The sequence below is a fragment of the Dyadobacter sp. BE31 genome, from assembly GCF_031457695.1.
Taxonomy (GTDB): domain Bacteria; phylum Bacteroidota; class Bacteroidia; order Cytophagales; family Spirosomataceae; genus Dyadobacter.
The window spans coordinates 99,357-124,290 of record NZ_JAVDXA010000007.1; the positions used below are offsets into that span (position 1 = coordinate 99,357).

Here is a 24,934-nt window from a genome sequence, read left to right on the forward strand (position 1 = left end):
TCGGATCGAGTCCAACGGCTTTTTGTGCTTAACTACACTTAACAAAGACGCTAACCATAGTGTATGTAGGTCTGATTGGAATGCTTATTTCCAGCCGCCACCGAGACTGCGGTAGAGATCTACGCGCGCTACGAGCGACTGGCTGCGGATGAATGCGAGGTTGAGTTCCGCCTGCAATGCATTGCCTTGCGCGGTGATCACTTCCAGGTAATTGGCCATATCGCTCTGGTACAGCAATTGCGCATTCGAAATGGCTTGCGTCAGAATGTTGACTTGGTTGCTGGCGATGGCTTCCTGTTCTTTCAGTTTCTGGGTTTGAACGAGCGAGTTCGAAACTTCACCCACCGCATTCAATACCGACTGGCGGAATTCGAGTACCGATTGCTCACGTTCGATTTTGGCTACTTCCAGGTTGGTTTTCAACTGGCGTCTGGCAAAAATCGGCCGCGCAATGGTACCGGCCGCAATGCCGAACAGTGAACCCGGAATATTAAACCAGTTGCTCGATTTGAACGATTCGATACCTCCGCTCGCCGAGATGATGAGCGACGGATACATGCTCGCCTGCGCGACGCCCAGCTGCGCATTCGCTACGAGTACCGACATTTCGGCCGCACGCACATCGGGGCGGCGGCTTACCAATGCCGCCGGAACGCCGGTGGCCAGGCTGTCGTTCGCTTTGAAATCGGCCAGTTTCACTTTCCGCTCGATCGCATTCGGCACTTGTCCGGTCAGGACCTGCAATGCATTTTCCTGGATGGCAATGTCCTGTTCGAGCTGCGGAATGAGCAATGCAATGGCCTCGCGTTGTGCTTCCGACTGTTGCACCGAGAGCGACGTTACTTCGCCGGCATCTTTGAGCAGGGTCGTCAGTTTCAAGGTATTATTGCTCAGTTCGAGGTTGTGTTTGGCCACTTCGAGCTGTTTATCGAGCATTAATAAATTGAAAAACCCTTTGGCAATATCGGCTACCAGGCGCGTTTGCACGGCTTTGGTCGCTTCATAAGTTCGCAGGTACTGGCCCATGGTTGCTTGCTGCTGGCGGCGGATTTTGCCCCATATATCGGCTTCCCACGATAAATCCACGGCTGTAATGTAGTTCTCGATGTGTTTCGCACCGAGGAAGCTGCTCGCGCTGATCCCGTTCAAGCTGTTGCTCGAAGGGCGGTTGTACGTGCCCGCAATGCGCAGGTCGAGGCGGGGCAGTTGCAGCATTTTAGCCTGCTTTACTTGCTGTTGCGCGATGTCGATGCGTTTCAGGGCAATTTGCAGGTCATAATTGTAGGTAATGCCGCGCTCGATGAGCCGTTGCAGCGTCGTATCGGGGAAGAATTCCTTCCAGCCCATGTCCGCAATGGTGGCGGTGTCGCCGTAAGGAACATTGCGGTATTCGGTGGGCAGTGCCAGTTCCGGGCGCTGGTAGTCCTTGCTCACCTTGCAAGAGGCGAGCAGGGTTACCAACGTGATCAGAACGGGTATTTGCGTTAATCTGAATGTATTTTTCATGATGTTATTCTAAAATAAACTACTGCGCTTCCGCCTCTACAAGCTCCGGTTTAACCGGCTTTTTGACGACTTTTTCCTGCAAATACTGGAAGATCACGTACAGCACCGGGATCACAAATACCCCGAAGATTACCCCCGTGAGCATTCCACCTACTGCACCGGTACCGATCGAACGGTTACCTAGCGCTGAACCACCGGTCGCGCGCATCAGCGGCAACAGACCGACGATGAATGCGAACGAGGTCATCAGGATCGGGCGCAGACGCAGGCGTGAGGCTTCCAATGCCGACTCGACAATGCTCATGCCCGCCTCGCGACGCTGAACGGCGTACTCGATGATCAGGATCGCGTTCTTCGCGAGTAGCCCCACAAGCATGATCAATCCGACCTGCACGTAGATATTGTTTTCAATGCCCATCCAGTTGATGAACAGCATCGAGCCGAACACACCCAGCGGAATCGTCAGGATCACGGCCAATGGCAGGATGTAGCTTTCATATTGTGCCGCGAGCAGGAAGTATACGAACACCAAACTCAATACGAAGATCAGGATGATCTGTGAGCCCGAATTGATCTCTTCGCGTGTCATACCGGTCCATTCGGTTTTGTAGTTGTTCGGCAACACCTTTTCGGCAGTTTCCTGCACGGCGCGGATGGCGTCACCGGTACTGTAACCTGGCTTCGGCGTTCCGTTGATCATCACCGCATTGTACAAGTTGTTGCGGGTCACGGTTTCGGGACCGAACACCCGTTTCAGCCTCACCAGCTGATTAGCCGGTACCATTTCACCCTCGGTATTTTTGACATAAATTCCATCCAGCGACTGCGGATTTTTACGGTAGGTGGGGTCAGCCTGCGCCATCACGCGGTAGTATTTCCCAAACCGGTTGAAATCCGATACAAAGCTTGAACCATAGTAGATTTGCAGCGTCTGCAGCAATTCGTTCACGGGTACATTCAGCTGTTTCGCTTTGGCATTATCCACTTCCAGCTGGAATTGCGGGTTGCCGGTCGCGAATGTGGTGAATGCATAGGCGATCTCCGGACGTTGCATCAATGCACCGATGAATGCGTTGGTCGTGTTGCTGAGTTTTTCCAGAGAACCGTTTCCGCGGTCTTGCAGCATGAACTCGAAACCACTGACGTTACCGAAACCATCCACGGTAGGGAAGGTGAAGAAGAACGCATTCGCGTCGTTCACGGAACGTACCTGCTGCGACATCATGCCCACGATCTGGTTGAAATCCTGCACTTCGCCGCGTTGTTCTTTCGGTTTCATGCGGATAAATCCTACCCCGTAAGGCGACGCGTTGGAGTTCGAAATGATGTTCATCCCTTCCACAATGTAGCGCTGATCGGCAATCGGGGACTTTTTAACAATGCTGTCCACCTGCGCCATCGCTCTCGAGGTACGGTCGAGCGAGCTGCCCGGAGGCGTGTTGAGCGCGTACAGGAGGAAGCCCTGGTCTTCGGTAGGAATGAAGCCGGTTGGCGTGGTTTTGGTCAGCCAGAAGGTTGTACCCGAGATCACTACTAACCCTACAATGGTCACCCATTTCTGGCGGATCAGGAATTGCAGGCTTTTCACATAACGATTGGTCATGGACTCAAAGCCCGCATTGAATGCGGCGAAGAAGCGCGCGCTGAAACCTTTCCGTTTGCCATCGTTGCCCTCCTCCGCATGCGGATTTTTCAGAAACAGCGCGGTAAGCGCCGGGCTGAGCGTCAGCGCGTTCAACGCGGAAATGAGAATGGCTATGGCCAATGTAAATGCAAACTGCCGGTAGAATACCCCCGCCGGGCCCTGCATGAACCCGACCGGTACGAATACCGCGGCCATCACCAGGGTGATCGAAATGATCGCGCCGGAGATCTCATTCATGGACTCGATCGTCGCGCTCTTGGCTCCAAGACGCGTTCGTTCCATCTTCGAGTGTACCGCCTCGACGACCACAATGGCATCATCCACCACAATACCGATCGCGAGTACCAATGCAAAGAGCGTGAGGAAGTTGATCGTGAAGCCGAAAAGCTGCATGAAGAAGAACGTACCGATAATCGCTACCGGAACCGCGATGGCGGGGATCAATGTCGAGCGGAAATCCTGCAAGAAGATGAATACGACGATGAACACGAGAATGAATGCCTCGAAAAGCGTCGAACGTACCTGGTTGATCGACTCGTCGAGGAAGTCCTTCGAGTTATACATGATGGTCGTTTTCAGACCTTTGGGTAGTGTTTTGGAAAAATCATCCACCAGTTTCTCGGCCTGGATCAGAATGTCGTTCGCATTGGTACCGGCAGTCTGGAATACAGCCACACCGGACGATGCATTGCCATTCAGTTTACCATTGGAAGAATAGGTGTAAGAACCGAACTCGACCCGCGCTACGTCTTTGAGGCGTATCACCGAGCCATCACTATTAGCTTTGATGATAATGTCCTCGTACTCTTTGTTTTGCGTGAGTTTCCCTTTGTATTTCAACACATATTCAAAAACCTCCTTGCTGGCTTCACCCAAACGGCCCGGGGCCGCTTCGAGGCTTTGCTCACGAATGGCGCCTGTTACTTCCTGAGGTGACAATCCGTAGGCTGCGAGGCGATCCGGTTTGAGCCAGATACGCATCGAATAATCGCGCGTACCGAATGGCTGTGCCTGACCGACCCCCGGTATACGTTGCAACTGAGGCACCAGGTTAATCTTAATGTAGTTCAAAAGGAACGTCTCGTCGTAAGTACTGTCCTCGCTCGAAAGCGCCACGAACATGATGATCGAGTTTTGTTGCTTTTGCGTAGAAATACCGGCTTGAACAACCTCTTGCGGAATCTGGCTTACGGCTTTGGAAACGCGGTTTTGCACGTTCACCGCAGCGATATCCGGGTCGGTACCCTGCTTGAAATACACGTTCAGGGCCATGGTACCGTCGTTGTTGGACGAGGAGGTCATGTAGGTCATGTTCTCAACCCCGTTCACGGCTTCTTCGATGGGCGTTGCCACTGCGCGGGCAACTACTTCGGCGTTCGCTCCTGGATATACGGCGGTCACCTGAACCGTCGGCGGCGCGATGTCGGGGAATTTTGTGATCGGCAGCGTAGTGAGCGATATGATCCCCAGGAGCAATATCAGGATGGATATTACCGTCGAAAGGACGGGCCTTTCTATAAATTTCTGAAACATATTATTGGAATTTGTCCCCGCTGGCGGGGCTCATGATCGAGTGTTTTGGCAAAGCGGGAGCGGTCCATCGCATTCGGTCATGCGATGGTGCTCTGCTTATTGGTGTGGAATTCGTGAACCTTTTACACCCGGCTGGTCAGATCGGATTGGCGTGCAGCAAGCTGTCCATCGACATCTTCTGCGGAGCAATGGCCATTCCGTCGCGCAACCTGTCAAGTCCTGAGTATACGATCTTCTCGCCTGGCTTCAAGCCTTTGGAAATCAGGTAGTAGCGTCCGCTGCGATCGGCAACTGTCACAGGGCGGCCTTCCACCTTGTTGCTGTCGAGTACGGTGTAAACCAATACCTTGTCCTGCAACTCGAAGGTAGCTTCCTGCGGGATCAGCACCGATTTTGCGAGCTGGCGCGGGATGCGTATCCTGCCCGTGTTACCCGAGCGCAGCAGTCCGTTTCCGTTCGGGAACGTCGCGCGGAAGTTGATCGCGCCCATGGTTTTATCGAACTGTCCTTCAACGACTTCCACTTTTCCTTTTTGGGGATAAATGCTGTTGTCGGCCAGGACGAGTTCAACCGCCGGGATATGCTTGATCTTCTGCTCAATGGTATTTCCTTCAAATTCCTGCTTGAAATCCAGGAAATCGAGCTCGCTCATCGAGAAGTATACGTGGATGTCTTTCGTTTCCGAGAGGACAGTTAAGGCCTCTACGTTGTTCTTGCCCACGAGGCTACCCGTTTTAAAAGGGATAATACCAATATAACCATCGGCCGGGGCCGTTACCGAAGTGTATCCCAGGTTGATCTTCGCTGCATCCACGGCTGCCTGTGCCTGCGCTACATTGGCTTTGGCCGCGTCGTAAGCCGCTTTCGCGGTTTTCAGCTGTACATCCGAGACAACCTTGTTGGCCACCAGCGGCGTCAGCTTCTCGACGTTGATCGATGCGCTTTCCAGTGCGGCCTTCGCCGATTGGAGGCTGGCTTTCGCGGTATTAAGTTGCTCGGTATAGGGGCGGGCGTCGATATGGAACAGGACTTGTCCCTTGCGTACGTATGCGCCTTCGTCTACGGAGATACGGTCGAGGTAACCATCTACTTGCGGGCGGATTTCGATATCACGGCTGCCTTGGATGGATGCGGTGAACTCACGGTGTGCGGTCACTTCGTGATCGCTAACGGTGATAACAGGCAGCGCCTGAGCGGGCGGTGCCGAAGCGGGTGCGTTGGCGGTGGATGATCCACAGCTATATATGGCTGCGGAGCCCGCGGCTAGTAGCAGGAAAGCGGCTAGCCCTTTTGCTTTTTTTAGTTGAACGGTTTTCATGGATGTGGACTTTTTTGCGGTGATAATCAGTTATTTGTGAATAGGTAGTGAAGTTATTAATACTAACGGTGTTAACCAAAATGAAAAAAAATTACAGGTTCTTGATGAAAGCGTTAACAGAGTCGTCCATTACTTTTTTGTTCATTTGAGAGTCGTCGATATCCGAGCAGCGCATCATTACGATCGAAATCAGGCCGTGGAGTACTGACCAGAACGCATAAATTTTGAAGCAAGTTTCATCTTCTGAAGATTTATTATCTTTTACGATTCCCTCGATAGCCTCGGCAATGTGTTCACGGAAGCTGTTGAACTCCGGCTTCGCTTTGCCCGGGCTTGAACAGGGCATTCCCAAACCGTACATGAGCTGATAGTATTCGGGATTTTTGAAAGCAAAGTTCCAGTAAGTTTCGGCGTGGGCTCTTAACCGTTCTTCCGGATCCGCATATTTTCGCTTGTCTTTTTCCAGCAATCTATCGAGTAACCGGAAACCGTCCATAGAAAGTTCAAAGAGGATCGCTTCTTTATTTTCGAAGTGATCGTAGATCACCGGTACGCTGTATTCGATGGCGTCGGCTATCTTCCTGATTGACAGGGATTGCCAGCCTTCTTCTTTGACCAATTGCATGGCTACCGCCAGGATATTGGTCCGCATATTTTCTTTCTGCCGTATTTTTCGTTCGAGGATTCCCATGCTAATACAAGATTTACCTAACGATGTTAGCAAAGGTAAGGCGGCTTTTCCAGAATATCAACCGCCACCTGCTTACCTGCAGGTAACCTCTGCTTTCGGATATTTCGAAGACTAAAACCGTGCCCGGGGTGCATACCTGCGGCATTGTGTCAGCGAGTTATAGCCTGGGCGATAGGCATTTCGGTAGGGCCGAACAACCTTTCCTCCATCTTGCGATCGTGCCCGTATACATCCTTGCGGAACTGCAAATTACCGTGTTGATCCACCCAGGACGTGAAATAACCAATGAAAACGGGTACCTCATTCTTGCCGCGGAGCCGCACATATTTTTCCTTTCCTAAATGCATGGCTGCGGTGATTTTTTCGCTCGTCCAGGTGCTGTCGCGGCGCAGGAGCCATTCCGCCAATTTCTTCGGTTCGGCAAGCCGGATACACCCGTGGCTGAAAGCCCGCTGGCTCTCGTTAAACAGACTTTTGCTCGGCGTATCGTGGAAATAAATGCTATAACTGTTCGGAAAGAGGAATTTTACCAGTCCGAGCGAGTTGGATTTGCCCGGTTTTTGCCGCACAGATCCGCCGTTCCACTCCATATTATGTCGTGCCAGGTAGTTCGGGTTTTTCTTGATTCCCGGTAAAACTTCCTTTTTCAGAATGCTCGTCGGGACGTTCCAGTAGGGACTAAACACGATCTGATTTAACGTACCTGAAAAAATGACAGTACTATTGGCCTCGGAACCCACCACTACCACCATATCGAATGACAATTTGCCATCTTCATAAGCGTGCAGGGTAAACTCGGGGATGTTTACCAGAATGTAATCGGTGGGAGGGGCGGCCGGCATCCAGCGAATGCGTTCCATGTTGATCAGCATCTGGCGGATGCGACTAGCTATGGGAACATTCAGCTCTTTGAAGAATGCGGGACCGGTAACACCCGTCTGTTTTTGACCGACGCGCTGCTGGAAATGCCTAACGGCGTTAGCTAGCGTGGAGTCGAAGGTCGGCGTGCTGTCCGGCTCTGGAAGGTCGCCGAGCAGGTGCAGGCGGGTTTTCAAGGCCACGAGCAGCGTATCGCGGTCGCCCTCGCGGAACTTTTTGTTGGTGCCGACGGTGTCAGGCTCTCCGCTTTTAGTTAATGCATAATATTGTAAAACTTTCTGTTTCAATAGGTTGTAGTGCCTGTTGACGGGCTCGTAGGAAGCGACATTCTGCCCTTTGTTTTTTAAAAGTGAGTCCAGAAACACCTCAGGGTTTAATTTCCGGCGGGGAATAAACCAGTTGAGTTCCTGTGTATTGATTTTGTGGTCGCCGGAGTAGGCGAGGTCGGTATAGCGGAAAAACTGTTCCGTCAATGCAAGTTCCGCATCCATCACCAATGCATTATCCGGGCTGATCTTTTTCAGCTGGGAAAGCGAATCGATGGTCTTGTCGAGCGAAGGATTATACAACGTGCTGTCGCCCGAATAATGAATATAGTCGTTCCGCAGGCTTTGGAAAATCGGGACAAATTCGGCCACGCCGTCGGGAAAAAACCAGGCATACTGGTAATTACGGTGGTTGTAAAAGCTGCGCAGCTTGGCATTCAGGCTGTCGCCGAGCGAATGGGCGGTGATGTAAGAAGCGAGGGCTGTCGTATCGATAAAGAGCTCGGTAAAAGAGTTTTCGACCGTAATGGTAGTATCGCGGACGGCGATCTCGGTTTTCTTTTCGGATGTCTGGCGGCAGGCGGCCCCGGCAACGGCCAGGACAATGAACAATGCGATTTTCTTCATATACATAACAAGGTCGCGAATCGCACCAATATAGCGCCTTTGCCGTTAGAAATCCCATTCCTGCCGAAGGATTATGAAATTTGGTGAACTCTCTCCCTACCTGTTAGTTTCGGTCGAGAGATTTGGTTTTTTGTTGTTGATTTCTACCCGGACGCCAAGGTGCTGATACTTGGCTCCGGGTTTTTTATTGTCTTCAAAAAGCTGGCGGCACATTGGGTGAGGGCCTTGCCGACATCACGCTGCCTGGCGTCACGGCAAATGCGTCTTTGAATGCCTTGGTGAATTTGCTCAGGTTGTTGTAGCCCAGCAGGTAACCCACTTCCGAGGCGTTCATCTTTTCCGTAAGCAGTAACTCCCGTGCCTTGTGCATCCGGACATTTTTGTAAAACTGATAGTAAGTATGTCCGAACAACTGTTTGAAAAGGTTCTTGAACTTCGTGGGTGACATCAATGCACGTTGCGCGGCCACATGCAGGGGCGGGCAGGGAAGATGATAGCTATCAAGCAGCGCCCGACGGATTTCATTCAGTTTCGATACATCCGAAGGATGAACTGGGGCGGTCAGGGATTTCCGGGATCGTCGCTGCTCTACCTTTTGCAATACATGGTGGCAAAGTTCCAGGCAACGCGAATGAACGAGCAGGTTATTCCCGCGGCCGTCGTGCATTTGATTGTCCATCTCTTTCAGCAGGTTCAACGAATAGCTATCAAGGCATTCGACATGGTAAACCGGCCTGTCGACGTCCGCGAACGAGCGCAACAACGGTTGCTGCGTTTCAGGCTGTCGTGAAATGAAGTTATGAATGCGCTCGTAAGTCAGCACGACAAAAATTAGGTGGTACCGTACGCCGGGCTCGAAGGTGTACGAGGCAGTAAGCTGGGGCGAGCTGAAATACAGGCCGTTTTCCGTTCCATAGCCCAGGCTAAACTGCTGCTCGCCGGTGCGGGTTTCGAGGTATTGCTCGCTGAGGTTGGAAACGAGTACATAATAGCCCGGGTCGTGGGTGAGTTTTCGCTTGAAAATCACCGGCTTGTGAAACTGAACGATGACCCGCCTCACGCGCAGTCCCTGATCGATATGCACCCGGTAAAAATCACCTTTGCCGATTTCGTTATCGAAGGTCAGCGAATGCTCGTCGAAAGTCGCACCGAGCTGCGGACCGATCTGGGCAAACCATTGATCGTCATTCTTGTACGTGACCATAAGCGGTTTTGAAGAAGGCATGATAGATGTGGGTCCGGGAAGTTAGGGCTGACCGACCCATAAATATATGCAAAAGCAAAAAGCCCGGAGCACCTATCCGGTGTCCGGGCCTGAATTACCTGGGAAGTGTATTATTGCAGCTTGCCCAGGAGCTCGTTGATCGCCGCCGCGAGGCCGGCTTCGGCTTTTGCGGTATTCTCAGGCAAAATGCCTTTCACGCCGCTCCGCCACACGAGCTTGTCGTTTTTAGTGTCGATGATGTCGAGGATCAGCGTGCCCTCCTGGTACTTTCCTACCTCGATCTCCTCGCTCTTCCAGGAGTAGCGGCGCTGGCCCATGTATCTTGGCAAGCCGTCCGTCCGGAAGTCGGTGGTGCGGGTTTGCGTTTTTTCCTGCAATTGTACCGACAGGTTCACCATCAGCTCCGGATTCTGGCTTTTGACCAAACCTTTTTCCGCCATATTTCCCGTGATCATTTTCGTGGCCAGCTGCTTGCTTTCCGCAAAACGCGGGGCGAGGGTGTCGGCCCCCTCCGGGAAAGTATATTGAAGGTCGAAGGTATGGTAGTTCCGGACTGAGAAGCCGGTTTCTTTCGAAGTTTTCAGATGCTTATAACCTGTACTGCAAGCGGTAAAAAAGACTGACATTGCCATTACCGCCCATATGATGTTCTTTTTCATGATCCGAATGTGTTTATAATGACTCACTTGAATGATGCAAAATTACTTTCCCCGGTTGGAAGCGGGTTAGCCCGAAAAGACGGTGGAATATCCCGAAAGGACATATCGTACAACAGGGATTAGATTTTTATTATAATCATCTAACCCCGGTACACAAGCGCCGGATTCGCATTTACTTTGCCATCATATTCTGAAATACCAATTCAACGAACTCATGACGCTCCTCAGTTTTGCACTTCGGATCAAGGAAGTCAGGGATTTACAAAATTCCTACGCTGCCACGCGCGATATCGACGTTCTCGCCCGCCTGAAAGATATGGAGAGAGAGCTTGACAGGTTGATTCACAGTATTATAACAACTCCACGTAACCCCTTTTAACGTCTTTTGCCGGTGGCGTGAACACATAACGCTTGACGTCGCCGGCGTTCCTTTCCCATGCAATGGGTAATATCGGTCAATGGGTCACTTTTAAAAAGCAACCAACCTGAACCGATCCATGATCCATTCACGACGTGACTTTCTTGGTACCGCTTCCGCCCTTGCCGCAGGGGCGGGCCTCTCGGCTATTGTACCTTCTTCCGTTTCCGCTTTCGCGCCGGGTTCTCCCGCCGACAAGATCCGCATTGGCGCCATTGGCATCAACGGAATGGGTTGGGCCGATCTGAATGCCATCCTCAAAAATCCGGGTACGGAATGTGTGGCACTCTGTGATGTTGATAAAAATGTGCTCGACAAGCGCGCCGCAGAACTGGCGAAAGGCGGGGTGAAAATCAAAACTTATGGCGATTACCGGCAGTTGCTGGCCGATAAGGATGTGGACGCGGTGGTGATAGGTACGCCCGACCACTGGCATTGCCTTATGATGGTAGAGGCCTGCCAGGCCGGAAAGGATATTTATGTAGAAAAACCCATTGGCAACTCCATTGCCGAATGCCGGGCGATGGTGGCTGCTCAGCAACGTTACAACCGTGTGGTGCAGGTGGGCCAGTGGCAACGCAGCCAGAAGCATTTTCGCGATGCCATTGATTTTGTGCATTCCGGCAAGCTGGGGAAAATCAGGCTGGTGAAGGTATGGGGCTATTTTGCGTGGGTAAATCCGATCAGCAAACTGCCGGACGGCAACCCGCCGGCCGGTGTTGACTATAAAAGCTGGCTCGGCCCGGCGCAGAACAGGCAGTTTAACCCCAACCGTTTCCACTTCAATTTCCGGTGGTTTTGGGATTATGCGGGCGGTTTAATGACCGACTGGGGCGTGCATTTGCTCGATTACGCATTGTTGGGAATGAAATCTGCAACGCCCAACAGCATTATGGCTGCCGGGGGCAAATTCGCCAACCAGGATTCCGGCGCCGAGACACCCGATACGCTCACGACGGTATTCGAATTCGACGAGTTTAACATCCAGTGGGAGCATGCGATGGGTATCGACGGTGGCCCGTATGCGCGCGGGCACGGCATTGCATTTATTGGTAACAACGGAACGCTCGTTTTGAACCGCGACGGCTGGGAGGTGATCCCCGAAGGCAAGCGTATGGAAGCCGTGGCATTCCAGAAATCGGTGGACAATGGCCTCGATTTGCACGCACAGAACTTCATTGAAGTTATCAAATCCAGAAAAATGACTGATCTGAATGCGCCTATTCAGGTGGGCTCGGATATCGCTGTATTCTCGCAAATGGGTAACATCGCTTATCGTACGGGTAAGAAGATTTATTGGGACAAAGAAAAAGGAAAGTTTACCGATGATGAAGCCAATAAGCTGATCGCTAAGGAATACCATAATGGCTATAAGCTGCCTTCTGTCTTCTGAATTTTAATAGTCAATATGAAAAGGATCTTTTTCTGGCTGATTTTCCTTCAAATCGCGCTTACGCACGCGGGTAATACGCAGCAGGCGCGTAAGGCGGGCAAACCCGCGGGCGCGAAGCGGTACCTGTATGTAGCGACGCCCGGTATCAGGGATTACCTGGGTTATGGCGGGCACGGGCTGCTGGTTTTTGATATGGACAATAATCACCGGTTCGTGAAACGGATCGCTACCGGCGGGCTGCATCCGAACGGCAAACCTTCCAACGTAAAAGGTGTGGCGGTGAGCCTTCCGCTGAACAGCATTTTCGTGAGCACGATCGAAGGATTGCAGCGCATCGATCTCACGACAGAAAAAGTAGTTTGGGAAAAGGCATTTGAAGGCGGCTGTGACCGGATGGCGATCTCGCCCGACGGCCGCACCATGTACCTGCCGTCACTGGAAAAAGGTTTCTGGAATGTGGTCAGCTGCGAAACGGGCGATATCCTCAAAAAAATCAATGTGCACAAAAGGGCGCATAATACGATTTACGGTGCTTCGGGAAATGCGGTGTATATGGGCGACATCGCAAGCCCGTGGCTGCACATCGCCGATCCGAAAACGCACGAGCTAACCCGGAAAGTGGGTCCGTTCGCCAACTACGTACGGCCATTCACCATTACCGCCGACGAATCGCGGGCTTACATCACGGTCGACAGCCTGCTGGGCTTTGAAGTAGGCGACATTCAAAAAGGCACCAAAATTGCGCATATCGAAGTGGAAGGGTGGGAGCGCGGCCCTGTGCGGAGGCATGGGAACCCAAGCCACGGCATCGGCCTCACACCTGACGAAACGGAAATATGGCTTTGTGACGGGCACAATATGCGGCTGCACGTTTTCAGCGCCAAGCCACCCTACCAGCAACTCACCACGATCCCCGTGCAGGACATGCCCGGCTGGGTGACGTTCAGCATGGATGGCCGGTATGCCTATCCGTCGAGCGGGGAGGTGATCGACGTGAAAACCCGCCGGATCATCAGCACATTGAAGGACGAGTTTCACAACAATGTAGCCAGCGAGAAAATGGTGGAAATCCAGTTTACGGGGAGCAAGCCGGTACGCGCAGGCGACCAGTTCGGGGTTGGGCGTGCGGGTAAATGACGGCGCGATGGCCGCCGTGCCGCGATTTTACAAAATGGTAATACCTTCTTCGGAACTTGCTTTCCTTTAAAGGTATTTCTAACTTATTCAGGGCGATCGCGCGGTATCCTGCGTTTGCCCGGCTTTATGAATGAGAGACAAAAACGGCTCAGGGAGCGACGGCTGATCAAACTTTCGATCGTTACCGGTTCGGCTTTTACGATATGGGCCATTATCGTCGGTATAGCCGGTGATTCCAAATCCATTATTTTCGACGCCCTTTTTTCGATGGTCGGGATCAGCTTGTCGGGCGTATCGCTGCTGGTGAACAACTTCATCCGAAAGCCCGATGATGACGACCTGCCTTTCGGTCGTGCGCAATTCGAGCCTTTTTCGATGACGCTGCAATCGGCGGTGATCATTTTCCTCTGTTTGTACTCGCTCGCAACGTCGGTCATGGACATTATCAGCGGCGGCAAGTTCGTCGAGCTCGACATTGCATTACCCTATCTGATTGCCTCCATTATCGGCTGTTTTTTGCTATGGTTATATTTCAGGCGAAAAGCGCTGCAAATCCGCTCCGAATATGTGCGCATTGAAGCTACCGAGTGGCAGCTCGATGCCCTGCTGAGTACAGGCGTACTCGTGGTGCTGTCGTTGGGGTATTTTCTGCGGGATACGTCCTTGGCCTACCTGATTCCCTACCTCGATCCCGGGATGGTGATCGTCATTTCCATTCTTTTCCTGCGCATTCCGGTCAGGACATTCTGGAAAAACATCCGCGAACTGCTCCAATTCGCGCCCGACGACGAGGTGGAAGAGAAAATCCACCAGGAGGCCGAGGCGATCTCGAAGCATTATGGGTTTATCGATGAATATGTGCGCGTAGCCAAAACGGGGAGCAGTTACACCATCGAAATCGATTTTTTGCTGCCCGAAGAACTCGCGCATACGCAGGTGAAGGAGCTCGACGGGATCAGGCAGGAGCTGTACGAGCGCATCCGGGGGGATTATAAAATGTGGCTTACCATTTCATTTACCACCGAGCGTAAATGGATGATTTGAGAGAGTTATCGTCAGTTACGCTGTAATTGCATTTGCTTGGGCGTAATGCCGAATTTCCTTTTAAATGCCTGAATAAAATTGCTGCCGGTAGAATAGCCTACGGCCTCTGCCACCTCGTCGACCGTGAGGCCGCCGTCGAGCAGCAATTGACGGGCGTACAGCATCCGCTTTTCGTGGATCAGTCCGTATACCGTGATATTGTATTTCAATTTGAAACCCTCCCGGATCTGGTGTTCCGATAGGCGCGAATTTTCGGCAATGCTTTCGAGGGAATGCGCCGTGAGAAAATTCGTGTTGAGGTGTTCGTAAATGTTGGCTAACTCTTGTCCGGTAGCTGTGTGCAGGCTGAGGACCTCCCGCTCCTGCCTGTACTGCTGCAATTGCAGGGCGAGTAGTTCCAGGATTTTGCCGTTCAGGTACATTTCCGAAAGATCGTCGGCCACCGGCGCGTGCAATATGCGGTGCAGTACCGAATGCATTTCGGCATTCACCGGGGCCGCTTTCGCGAAAAGCGCCAGCGGCTGCCCGTTTTCCAGCGCTTTTTCCAGCGGTTTTACCGGACTGCCGTTTTGTTGCAGGAATTGCAGCAAATGCTCTTTTTTCAAGATCAATGCCAGGTATTCAAAGCCTTTCTGCCGGTTGTAAAAGATATCCGAATCGAAATTTTCGGAATAATAAATATTGTACTCTGCAGGCCGCAACGGGTGCTCGCCGGGGATATCGCGGAAATGTGCATTGGAATGGCCAGTCAACTGGAAATGCAGGCTGATGTGCGGGTCGCTTTTCATACCGCGGATTTGCATATCCTGCAAAAAATCGGCCTGAAAACGGATAATGCCGAAGTTACGGGCATAGATATTCTTCACACGGTGGTTCACGAAAGGTATCCGCGGCGCGTCGTGCTCGAAGGTATCTACCGAAGGCTGCGAAAGAAACTTCCTGCCCGCGATTTCCCTGTATGATTCATTATCAATGATATAAGCCATGCACAAATTTCAATGTTTTTATCGGCTATCCCAATATTTTTCAAAACCCGGGGTACCTACCTTTGCCGGAAAACAGGTTTGAAACAATCATGAGTATTCTGGTAACAGGCAGTGCCGGGCATTTGGGGGAGGCACTAATGCGTACCCTCAGAAACGAGGGCATAGCAGCCACAGGCATTGATATTAAGCATTCGGCATATACCGATCTGGTAGGCGATATTGCCGACAGGGATTTTGCGAAAACGGCGATGCGGGGTGTGAGCACCGTCATGCACACGGCTACGCTGCACAAGCCGCATGTTGCCACACACAGTAAGCAGGATTTTGTGAATACCAATATCACGGGCACGCTCAACTTGCTGGAAGAGGCAGTAGCGCAGGGTGTTTCGGCCTTTTTGTTTACCAGTACCACCAGCACATTCGGTGCGGCCATGAACCCCGCGAAAGGAGAGCCGGCAGCATGGATTACCGAGGAAGTGGTCCCGCTCCCGAAGAACATTTACAGTGTCACCAAACTGGCTGCGGAAAATCTTTGCGAACTTTTTTACCGCAAAAGCGGCTTGCCGGTGCTGATCCTGCGCACGTCGCGCTTCTTCCCTGAGGACGACGACAATGCGGAAACCCGCCGGCTTTACGACACGCCCAACGTACAGGCGCTGGAATTGCTCTACCGCCGCGTCGATATTGCAGATGCCGTTTCAGCGCATTTATTAGCCATGGAAAAAGCCGGTACGATTGGTTTCGGCAAATACATTATCTCGGCGACCACGCCGTTTACGCCTTCGCATCTGGCACAGCTGCATACCGATGCCCACACGGTAATCCGCTCGTTGTATCCCGAATGCGAGGCGCTCTTTGATGCCCGTGGCTGGAAGGTATTTCCGGAAATCGACCGTGTGTACGTGAATGAGCGCGCACGGCGGGAACTGGGGTGGGAGCCGGAATATGATTTTACCCACGTACTCCGGAGTTTGCGAAATGGTACTGATTTCAGGAGCGAGCTGGCGCGGGAAATCGGGATTAAGGGATATCATGAAGAAGAATTCGAAGAAGGACCGTTTCCGGTGGAGTAAGATGGCGCGAAGCTCCTGCTTCGCGCACGCTACGTGAAGGCCTCCGGCCGGTCAATAATGCAATGAGAAAGATGGCGCGAAGCTCCTGCTTCGCGCACGCTATGTGAAGGCCTCTGGCCGGTCAGTAATGCAATGAGAAGATGGCGCGAAGCTCCTGCTCCACGCACGCAATGTAAAGGCCTCTGGCCGGTCAGTAATGCAAAAGATGACCATTGCATTATCGACCGGCCGGAGGCCTGCGAATAATCCGCACGAAGCAAGAGCTTCGCGCCATTTCTTTTACATATTCAAAGCACCACGCCCTGATGCCGCGAGGAACGCTTCTTTCAGCGCCTCCGCGTAGGTCGGGTGTGCGTAGGAGATCGTCGACGACGCCAAATCCGTAATTTCATACTCCATGATCGTCACCGCCTGGGCAATGAGGTCGGCGGCACGGGCACCGATGATGTGCACGCCCAGCACCTCGCCGTATTTGGGATCGGAAAGTACTTTGGCGAAACCGGAAGTGTCGCCGGCTGCACGACCACGACCGCTTGCAGAGAACGGAAATTTACCTTTGTTGTACGGGATACCCTGTTCTTTGAGCTGCTCTTCGGTAAGTCCCACGCTCGCCACTTCCGGCCAGCTGTAAACGACACCCGGAATGCGGTCGTAATTGATTTGGTGCGGATGGCCGTGAATACCTTCCACCGCTGCAATCGCCTCATCTTCGGCTTTGTGCGCAAGCATCGGGCCTTTGATCACATCGCCGATCGCGTATATGTTGGGTACGCTCGTCTGGAACGTCGTATTGGTCACAATGCGGCCGCGATCGTCCTTCTGAATCGAAGTATTTTCAAGCCCCAGCCCGTCGGTGTAAGGCCTCCTGCCCACGGCAACCATGCAATAGTCGGTCGTGATTTCCTGCTGTTTCTGGTCAGCACCGGTGTACTTTACCGTCACTTTCTTGCCGTCGCTCACCGCCGAATCGACACGCTGGCTGAGGAGGATGTCGATACCCGATTTGATAAGGATCTTTTTCAGTTCGGTTGTCAGTTCCTTGTCCATGGTTGGCACCAGATTGGCTGCATATTCGATGATCGTCACTTTGGTGCCGAGTCGCGCGTACACCGATGCCATTTCCACACCAATCACCCCGCCGCCGATTACCGACATCGTGGCCGGGATTTCGTTCAGCGACAATGCCTCTGTGGAGGAGATAATGCGTTTTTTGTCGATTGCCGCATTGGGCAGTGAAATCGGCTTCGAACCCGTCGCGATGATCGTGTATTTGCTTTGATACTCCTGCTCCGAACCATCCGCGGCTTTCACGGCAATGCGGTCGTTGGAGAGGAATCGTGCGGTACCATAAATTACCGCAATCTTGTTTTTCTTCATGAGAAAATTGATACCCGCCACATTTTGCGATACCACTTCGCTTTTGCGTCCGAAAAACTGCTTTACGTCCAGCGAAAGCCCTTTCACCTGAATACCAAAATTGGCGAAACGCGTCTCGGCATCATGGTAATGTTCGGAGCTGTCGAGCAATGCCTTGGCGGGAATGCAGCCTACATTGGTGCAGGTGCCGCCAAGGTTGTTGTACTTTTCGATAATGGCTGTTTTGTAGCCCAGTTGAGCGGCTCGTATGGCCGCGGTGTATCCGCCCGGCCCGGAGCCGATAACGATCAGATCATAGTCCTGGTTAATCATGGGAAATTATAATACTTGGCAGTAATGAGTGATGATATGTCAATTGCTGTCCAATGTAATGCAACCAGCGGTGAATTTCAATCCACTGCGGTACAAATCTCCACCAGAAAACCATTCAAATCGCGCACATATGACACCACCTGTCCCCAAGGCTTGGTTTTAGGTTTTGAGACCAGCGTGGCTCCGGCGTTCAATGCCTTTTGAAATGCCTCTTCCACGTTACCAACCGTAAACCCGATCTCGAATGCAAATGGCTTGGCAGCCGGGTCGCTTTCCGTGAAACCTTCGGGAATATTGGTTTTGGCCAGTTCCGTCCGTGCAAATGAAAGCGTCGTCTTGCCGGTGATCAACTCGCCGTAATCGCCGTCGGGGGTAATAAACTTTCTTTGGAAGCCAAATGCACTTTCGTAGAATTCGATGGTCGCTGTTACGTCCCTGACGTACAGGATGGTGTATGCGAAATTCGCCATTGTTAACGGAGGTTTAAAGATGATCGATCGACTTATGTTCGAGCACGTTGCCCGATTGGTCAATGGGAATGAGAGGGTTGTATGAAATTTCCCAGATATTCCCTTCCGGGTCGGCAAACAGGAAATAGCAGCCGCCAAACGCGGGCTCGGTGATGGGCTGGACAATTTCCACATCTTTGCCGGATAACTCGTCATAAATGCGCTCTACCTCCGCACGGGTATTGACCATCAAAGCCATGTTAAATGGCCGGAAACCGCTTCCTTCCGGATCCTGATTATTGAATTTTGCGAGGTCTTTCCGGCCAAATAAGCCCAGCAAAATACCGTTCAATTTGTAAAAAACGATATCCTGATTGGCCGCCTCAATCTCCCAGCCCAGAGTATGGGTGTAGAAATCGCGGAGCGCCGCAAGATCGTCGGCAGCGAGCGTGAGGACGCTGAGTCGTTGTTCCATAAGGTGTTTGTTGAATGATGCAACAAAACTAACAGCCGTTTCGGGAAGGCTGTTTGGAAAAATGCGACAAAATCAAATCAGGGAGGGAGCTATGCCCGCATATCTGCGGATTTCATTGGTGAGATGCGCGTGATCGTAATAGCCGGCTTCGAGTGCGATGTCAAGCAAGGATTGCTTTTCACCTGTTTTGATGAGCTCCACCGCGTACCGGAAACGAATGATATTGAGGAATTCTTTGGGGCTGAGGCCGATATGTTGTTTGAATGTCCGTTGCAATTGCCGGATGCTCATACAGCTATTTTGTGCCAGCGTCGTGACGTCAATCAAGCCATTTTTTGATTCGATTTCCCCTATAACCTGCGTGAGCGGGCGGTTTTCGTTCCGTAATCTCCGGAGAAAGAACTGATCGAGATAGGGTTTAGGCTCCGTTTTCCGTGCACGGAGGTCCGGGGCCAGCGTAGGGTCGAACTCAGCCGTTCGGTCAGTGAATTCGTGCATGGAATCATATTGATAGAATGCGGCAAATCCGGCTGGCCTGAAACGTACGCCGATGAGTAGCGACCCGGGCGTGACGGTAGTTTCAATGGCTCGGGACATCGTTCCCACAAGGTAACTTCTTTCGTTTTTCATGAAGAAACCATCCGCATCGGGCAGCTCGTCCTCACCGAGATTCATGATGATGTCGACGCAGCCATCAGGCAGGATGGTCTGGGCAGCCAAAGGCATATTATCGCCCGTTACCTTCCAGTAGGCATCGATGTACGGCGCCAGCGCCGGATGGGGATGGTACTCAATGTAAGCCATGTTATTTAGCACTTGCCGCGATCACCGGCAATACAAACTGCCAGGCCGGATTAGCAGGTTCCTGATGCTCCTTTTTGACAATTTCATCGAATTTTTTCAGCATATCCGGGTGTTTGGCAGCGAGGTCGGTCGTTTCGCTGCGGTCGGTTCGGAGGTTAAACAGCTGCCAGGGATTACCAGGGTTTTTGCGGAGGTCGGTTTTGACGGCCTTCCAGTCACCCATGCGGATGGCGATCTGGCCGCCTTTTTCAGGGTATTCAAAATAAAGGTAAGGATGCTTTGGCTGCCGGTTGGTTTGTCCTAACAGCTCGGGTAAAAAGGATATGCCGTCGGTAGGAGGGGCAGCCTGGCCTGTCAGCTCTGCTAATGTGGCCAGAAGGTCGTATTGGGCAGAAATATGGTCGGTTACCCGCCCAGGCTTGATCTTCCCGGGCCAGCGGGCGATAAACGGCTCGCGGATACCGCCTTCGTAAACGTCCATTTTCAGGCCTCGTAACCCGGCCACGCTATTGAAGAATTGTGCGTTCACGCCGCCATTGAAAGTGGCGCCATTATCGCTGCTGAACATCACAATGGTGTTGTCGTCCAAACCGAGGGCTTTCAGTTTGTCCAAAATAATACCGACCTGATCGTCCAGAAAAGTTACCATTGCCGCATAGGTCGATAGCGGGTATTTGGTGGAAGCATACCCTTTTTCGCCATAATAGGGCTTCTCGTCGAACCGCCCCACGTATTGCTGCACGTACGCATCCGGCGCTTGCAGCGACACGTGCGGGATGGTGTAAGGCATGTATAGGAAAAATGGTCCGCCTTTGCTCCGTTCGATAAATGCCAACGCCTTTTCAGTCATTTTTACCGGGGCATATTCCTTGCCTTTGAAAGAATCAAAATCGGCGTCCGTGGCTGTGGCCGGATCGAGCTTGCGGTGTACGTCCTGCCAGGGCTGTGCCAGCGTATCCCAACGGTCGTTTTCCCACAAATGCGACGGATAAAGGTTGTGCGCCTGTTTCTGGTCGAGGTAGCCGTAGTAGTAATCGAAACCCTGCTTGCTCGGCGTGCCTTCGGTGTTGTTCATGCCCATGCCCCATTTGCCGGTGAGGGCGGTCGCATAGCCTTTTTGTTTCAGGAGTTCGGCCACGGTGAGTTCCGAAGCGGGTAGGGGCATTTGCCCGCGCTCCTCGTCGTCGCGGAATGTACCGAGCTCGAAGTTTCCGCGGATCGCCGAATGCCCCGCGTGCTTGCCCGTCATGAGCATGGCCCGCGCGGGCGCACACACGGGCGTACCGGTGTAATGCTGCGTGAAACGGATGCCTTCTTTGGCGAGGCGGTCGAGGTGGGGCGTTTTGATCTTTTGCTGGCCATAGCAGCCAAGTTCGCCGTAACCCAGGTCGTCGGCGTAGATGTAAATGATGTTGGGCAGGGATTTTTGCTTCGGTTTGGCTTTTTGGGCCATCGCCGCGGAGGTAACCGATAATGTCAGTAAGAAAAGGTTCAGAAGTTTCATTCAGGTGCGGTTTGGATTTAGAAGGGCGGAAATTTAACCAAAATTTAACCACACAGGCGGGGAGTAATTCGAAAATATACCTTGCTATATTTGTCGCCGTATTTAATGCTAAACCCATATGTCTGAAAAAGCCAATCCCGGAAAGCCCAAGCAGCCGGGCATATTCAGCTTACTGGCTCCATACAAGGGGTTGATCGCCCTGCTTCTCCTGTTTGCATTGCTGAGCAACGGGGTCAACCTGTGGCTTCCCAAGCTGGTGGCCGACGGGATCGACGATTATACCCGTCAACAGTTCGATCTCGACGCCATCCTGACCGAGTTCACCGGCGCGGTGATCTTCATATTTGTTTTTGCATACCTGCAGAGCATTATCCAGACTTACGCCTCCGAAAAAGTAGCCCGCGACCTGCGGACGAAGCTGGCAGACAAAATATCGAAACAAAGTCACGCATTTATCGAGGAAACCACTGCCGCGAAGTTGCTGACCAATCTTACCGCCGACATTGATTCGATCAAAATGTTTGTATCACAGGCTATTGTGGCGATCGTGTCATCGCTGTTCCTTATTATTGGTGCGAGCGTACTGTTGCTAAGTATTAACTGGAAACTGGCATTAACGGTGCTTGCCATCATCCCGATCATCGGCGGTATGTTTGCCATCACCTTGAAGAAAGTCCGCACATTGTTTGTACAAAGCCGCGAGGTGATAGACTGGCTGAACAAGATCATCAATGAAAGCATCCTAGGTTCCGCACTGATCCGGGTGGTGAATTCCCAGCAGCTGGAATATGCCAAATTCCTGGAAGCGAATACCAAAGCGAAGGGTTTCGGGCTTGCGATTCTGAGCCTTTTTGCCGGACTTATCCCAGTCGTGACGTTTACGGCCAACGTGTCCATGCTCACTATCCTCGTCCTCGGAGGGCATTTTGTGATTGAGGGTGATATGACTTTGGGAAGTTTTGCGGCATTCAATAGCTATTTGGGAATCCTGATATTTCCGATCCTGGTCATTGGCTTTATGAGCAACGTAATTGCCCAGGCTACCGCTTCCTACCAGCGGATTTCAGGTGTTTTAAATATTGCTGATCCCGTGCCGGGCGGTGCTTCTACCGAGCCGCTGCACGGGAATGTCAGCTTGGAGCAGGTGACGGTCCGGTACGGTGAAAAACCGGCGTTGAAGGACGTTACTTTCTCGGTCAGTGCTGGTTCGCGCATCGCCGTGATCGGGCCGACGGCCGCAGGGAAAACGCAGCTGCTGTATTTGCTGACAGGCCTCATCAAGCCGCAGGAGGGCCGCATTACCTTCGACGGCCATCCGATCGACTACTACGATAGCGAGTCGTTTCACCGCCAGGTAGGTTTTGTTTTTCAGGATAGCATCATTTTTAATATGAGCATTCGTGAAAACATCGCATTCAGCACGACCGTCACGAACGAATCTTTGCAGAAAGCGATCGATACCGCGGAACTGACCGCCTTCATTGAAACCTTGCCCGACGGCCTTGACACCATCGTCTCCGAACGCGGTACGAGCCTTTCCGGCGGCCAAAAGCAGCGTATTATGCTGGCCCGTGCATTGGCTATGAACCCGAAAGTACTCCTGCTCGACGATTTCACCGCGCGGGTCGACAATACCACCGAAAAGAAGATCCTGGCCAATGTGGAGCGGAACTATCCGGGCATCACGTTGATTTCCGTGACGCAGAAAATCGCAGCTATCGAGCATTACGACCAGATTGTGGTGCTGATGGAGGGTGAGCTCATCGGCTGCGGCACACACGACGAGCTGATGCTGACAAGCCCGGAATACGTGCAGATTTTCAATTCGCAACAAAGCACGAGCAACTATGAACTACGATCTTAACAAAATTTCGGAGCAGCAGCAGAAAACCTCCACGTTGAAGGCGCTCGGGAAGTTGCTGAAATTGATCGCGCACGAGCGGGGCAACCTGGCCCTGGCGCTGGGCGCTATTACGTTGAATACGGCAGTAAACCTGTTTGGCCCGTACCTGATCGGCCACGCCATAGATAAGTATGTGGTGACGAAGCAGTTTCACGGGTTGCTGGTGTTCGGCGGGATTTTGCTGGCGATGTACCTGCTCGGACTCGCCACAGCCTACACACAAACCAAACTGATGGGCGGCGTAGGGCAGCGCCTGCTGTTTACGCTCAGAAATGCCATTTTCAACAAATTGCAACAGCTTCCGGTCGCGTTTTTTAACCAGAATAAGGCCGGGGATCTGATTTCCCGCGTCAATAACGACACCGATAAGCTGAACCAGTTCTTCTCGCAATCGCTCATGCAGTTTGTGGGAAGTATTTTCACGATGCTCGGTGCGGGTATTTTCTTGTTGGTGATTAATGTAAAACTCGGCTCCGCCGCATTGGCGCCTGCCGTGCTGATACTGATTTTTACGGTTGTACTTTCGCCCTGGGTGAAGGCTACCAATGCCAAAAACCTCAAAAGTACCGGTGCGCTGAGTGCCGAGATCCAGGAAAGTCTGAACAATTTCAAAGTGGTGATCGCATTCAACCGTCGCGACTATTTCAGGCAGCGCTTCCAGTTGGCGAACCTCGAAAACTATCGTACGGCCATTCGTGCGGGCCTGGCCAACAATATTTTCCTGCCTACCTATTCATTCTTTTCCAACATCGCGCAGCTCGTTGTGCTTACCTACGGCATTCACCTGATCAGCATCGGCGAGTTCAGTGTGGGGTTATTGGTGAGTTACCTCGCTTACGCAGTCAACTTTTACAACCCCCTCCGGCAGTTGGCGGCATTATGGACGAGTTTCCAGGTGGCGATGGCCGGCTGGGACCGCATTTCGCAAATCCTCGCATTGGAAACAGACCTCATACCTGTAACGGAAACGACACGCGAGGCCGACGCTGCATTGCTCGAATTCCGCGATGTACGTTTCGGTTACGACAGCCGTGAAATTCTGCATCAGGTCAATTTCAAACTGGAACGCGGCAAAACCTACGCATTAATCGGTCCGACCGGCGGTGGAAAAACCACCACGGCCTCGCTCATCGCGCGCCTGTACGACCCGCGCGAGGGAACCGTGTTGCTCGACGGCCGCGACATCCGCACCTATTCGCCCGAAGAGAGGAGCCGGAAAATCGGTTTCATTTTGCAGGAACCATTCCTTTTCTCCGGCACCATCCGCGAGAACATCCTCTACGGCAACGACCAGTTGAAAGATTATTCCAACGACAAACTGGAACAGGTGATCCGCAGTGCCAACCTGGGAGAAATACTGGCCTTGTTTGAAGACGGGCTGGAAACGAAAGTCTCTGCAACCGCTGACAGCACCAGCCTGGGTCAGAAGCAGCTCATCGCATTCATGCGTGCCGTTCTGCGGAGCCCCGAGCTCCTGATCCTCGACGAAGCTACCGCAAACATCGACACCGTGACGGAAAAGCTCCTCGGCGACATCCTGAAACAGCTCCCCGAATCGACCACGCAAGTCATCATCGCCCACCGCCTCAATACCATCGAGAATGCCGACGAAATCTTCTTCGTCAACTCCGGCGAAGTCAACCGCGCCGGGTCCCTGGACGATGCCATGGGGATGTTGTTGAAGGGAAATCGGGCCAGTTAGATTTTGCA

19 protein-coding genes are annotated in these 24,934 nt (G+C 52.4%); 6 read left to right on the forward strand and 13 right to left on the reverse strand.

Annotated features, from left to right (window positions below; translation table 11 throughout):
- Positions 1–84: 84 nt before the first annotated feature.
- The 7 genes from J2Y43_RS28340 to J2Y43_RS28370 form a co-directional block, all read right to left on the reverse strand.
- Positions 85–1,506 carry an efflux transporter outer membrane subunit gene (locus tag J2Y43_RS28340; protein ID WP_309990485.1) on the reverse strand — a complete coding sequence of 474 codons (1,422 nt, stop codon included), beginning with the start codon at positions 1,504–1,506 and terminating at the stop codon, positions 85–87.
- 19 nt (positions 1,507–1,525) lie between these two features.
- A complete protein-coding gene (locus J2Y43_RS28345; protein ID WP_309990490.1) occupies positions 1,526–4,684 on the reverse strand; it encodes an efflux RND transporter permease subunit in 3,159 nt (1,052 codons plus the stop codon).
- Between the two features lie 136 nt (positions 4,685–4,820).
- Positions 4,821–6,002: an efflux RND transporter periplasmic adaptor subunit gene (locus tag J2Y43_RS28350; RefSeq protein WP_309990493.1), complete on the reverse strand. Its 1,182-nt coding sequence runs from the start codon at positions 6,000–6,002 to the stop codon at positions 4,821–4,823.
- 91 nt (positions 6,003–6,093) lie between these two features.
- Entirely contained in the window at positions 6,094–6,693 is a 600-nt protein-coding gene (locus J2Y43_RS28355) for a TetR/AcrR family transcriptional regulator (RefSeq protein WP_291194148.1), read from the reverse strand.
- 149 nt (positions 6,694–6,842) lie between these two features.
- Entirely contained in the window at positions 6,843–8,465 is a 1,623-nt protein-coding gene (locus J2Y43_RS28360; protein WP_309990495.1) for a L,D-transpeptidase family protein, read from the reverse strand.
- Between the two features lie 193 nt (positions 8,466–8,658).
- Complete coding sequence (locus tag J2Y43_RS28365) at positions 8,659–9,669, reverse strand: helix-turn-helix domain-containing protein (protein ID WP_309990497.1); 1,011 nt, start codon at positions 9,667–9,669, stop codon at positions 8,659–8,661.
- Between the two features lie 131 nt (positions 9,670–9,800).
- A complete protein-coding gene (locus tag J2Y43_RS28370) occupies positions 9,801–10,349 on the reverse strand; it encodes a DUF4136 domain-containing protein (RefSeq protein WP_309990499.1) in 549 nt (182 codons plus the stop codon).
- Between the two features lie 497 nt (positions 10,350–10,846).
- Between J2Y43_RS28370 and J2Y43_RS28375 the strand changes: the two genes are divergently transcribed.
- The 3 genes from J2Y43_RS28375 to J2Y43_RS28385 all read left to right on the forward strand — a co-directional run bounded on the left by J2Y43_RS28375 (position 10,847) and on the right by J2Y43_RS28385 (position 14,341).
- A complete protein-coding gene (locus J2Y43_RS28375) occupies positions 10,847–12,160 on the forward strand; it encodes a Gfo/Idh/MocA family oxidoreductase (protein WP_309990501.1) in 1,314 nt (437 codons plus the stop codon).
- A gap of 15 nt (positions 12,161–12,175) precedes the next feature.
- Positions 12,176–13,297, forward strand: a complete 1,122-nt coding sequence (locus tag J2Y43_RS28380; protein WP_309990503.1) for a hypothetical protein — start codon at positions 12,176–12,178, stop codon at positions 13,295–13,297.
- 126 nt (positions 13,298–13,423) lie between these two features.
- Positions 13,424–14,341, forward strand: coding sequence for a cation diffusion facilitator family transporter (locus J2Y43_RS28385; protein WP_309990506.1), 918 nt, complete (start codon positions 13,424–13,426; stop codon positions 14,339–14,341).
- Positions 14,342–14,352: 11 nt separating this feature from the next.
- Here J2Y43_RS28385 and J2Y43_RS28390 read toward each other — a convergent pair whose 3' ends face one another.
- The gene (locus J2Y43_RS28390) at positions 14,353–15,327 is read right to left on the reverse strand and encodes an AraC family transcriptional regulator (protein ID WP_309990508.1); all 975 of its coding nucleotides are present in this window, start codon (positions 15,325–15,327) and stop codon (positions 14,353–14,355) included.
- 89 nt (positions 15,328–15,416) lie between these two features.
- Here J2Y43_RS28390 and J2Y43_RS28395 point away from each other — a divergent pair, with 89 nt between their 5' ends.
- Positions 15,417–16,400 carry an NAD(P)-dependent oxidoreductase gene (locus J2Y43_RS28395; RefSeq protein ID WP_309990511.1) on the forward strand — a complete coding sequence of 328 codons (984 nt, stop codon included), beginning with the start codon at positions 15,417–15,419 and terminating at the stop codon, positions 16,398–16,400.
- 279 nt (positions 16,401–16,679) lie between these two features.
- On the opposite strand, the gene lpdA is transcribed toward J2Y43_RS28395, so the two are convergent.
- The 5 genes from lpdA to J2Y43_RS28420 all read right to left on the reverse strand — a co-directional run bounded on the left by lpdA (position 16,680) and on the right by J2Y43_RS28420 (position 21,321).
- Positions 16,680–18,089 carry a dihydrolipoyl dehydrogenase gene (gene lpdA / locus J2Y43_RS28400; protein WP_309990515.1) on the reverse strand — a complete coding sequence of 470 codons (1,410 nt, stop codon included), beginning with the start codon at positions 18,087–18,089 and terminating at the stop codon, positions 16,680–16,682.
- A gap of 77 nt (positions 18,090–18,166) precedes the next feature.
- Positions 18,167–18,559 (reverse strand): VOC family protein, encoded by a 393-nt coding sequence (locus J2Y43_RS28405; protein ID WP_309990520.1) that lies wholly within the window; start codon positions 18,557–18,559, stop codon positions 18,167–18,169.
- Positions 18,560–18,572: 13 nt separating this feature from the next.
- Positions 18,573–19,013, reverse strand: a complete 441-nt coding sequence (locus tag J2Y43_RS28410; protein ID WP_309990523.1) for a VOC family protein — start codon at positions 19,011–19,013, stop codon at positions 18,573–18,575.
- A 72-nt stretch (positions 19,014–19,085) separates the two neighbouring features.
- The gene (locus tag J2Y43_RS28415) at positions 19,086–19,817 is read right to left on the reverse strand and encodes a helix-turn-helix transcriptional regulator (protein WP_309990526.1); all 732 of its coding nucleotides are present in this window, start codon (positions 19,815–19,817) and stop codon (positions 19,086–19,088) included.
- Between the two features lies 1 nt (position 19,818).
- Entirely contained in the window at positions 19,819–21,321 is a 1,503-nt protein-coding gene (locus tag J2Y43_RS28420) for an arylsulfatase (RefSeq protein ID WP_309990529.1), read from the reverse strand.
- 118 nt (positions 21,322–21,439) lie between these two features.
- On the opposite strand from J2Y43_RS28420, the gene J2Y43_RS28425 reads away from it, so the two are divergent.
- Together J2Y43_RS28425 and J2Y43_RS28430 are read left to right on the forward strand one after the other, a co-directional pair.
- Positions 21,440–23,185 (forward strand): ABC transporter ATP-binding protein, encoded by a 1,746-nt coding sequence (locus J2Y43_RS28425; RefSeq protein WP_309990532.1) that lies wholly within the window; start codon positions 21,440–21,442, stop codon positions 23,183–23,185.
- A complete protein-coding gene (locus J2Y43_RS28430; protein ID WP_309990534.1) occupies positions 23,169–24,926 on the forward strand; it encodes an ABC transporter ATP-binding protein in 1,758 nt (585 codons plus the stop codon). The genes J2Y43_RS28425 and J2Y43_RS28430 overlap by 17 nt, the downstream gene beginning before the upstream one ends.
- Positions 24,927–24,934: the final 8 nt, after the last annotated feature.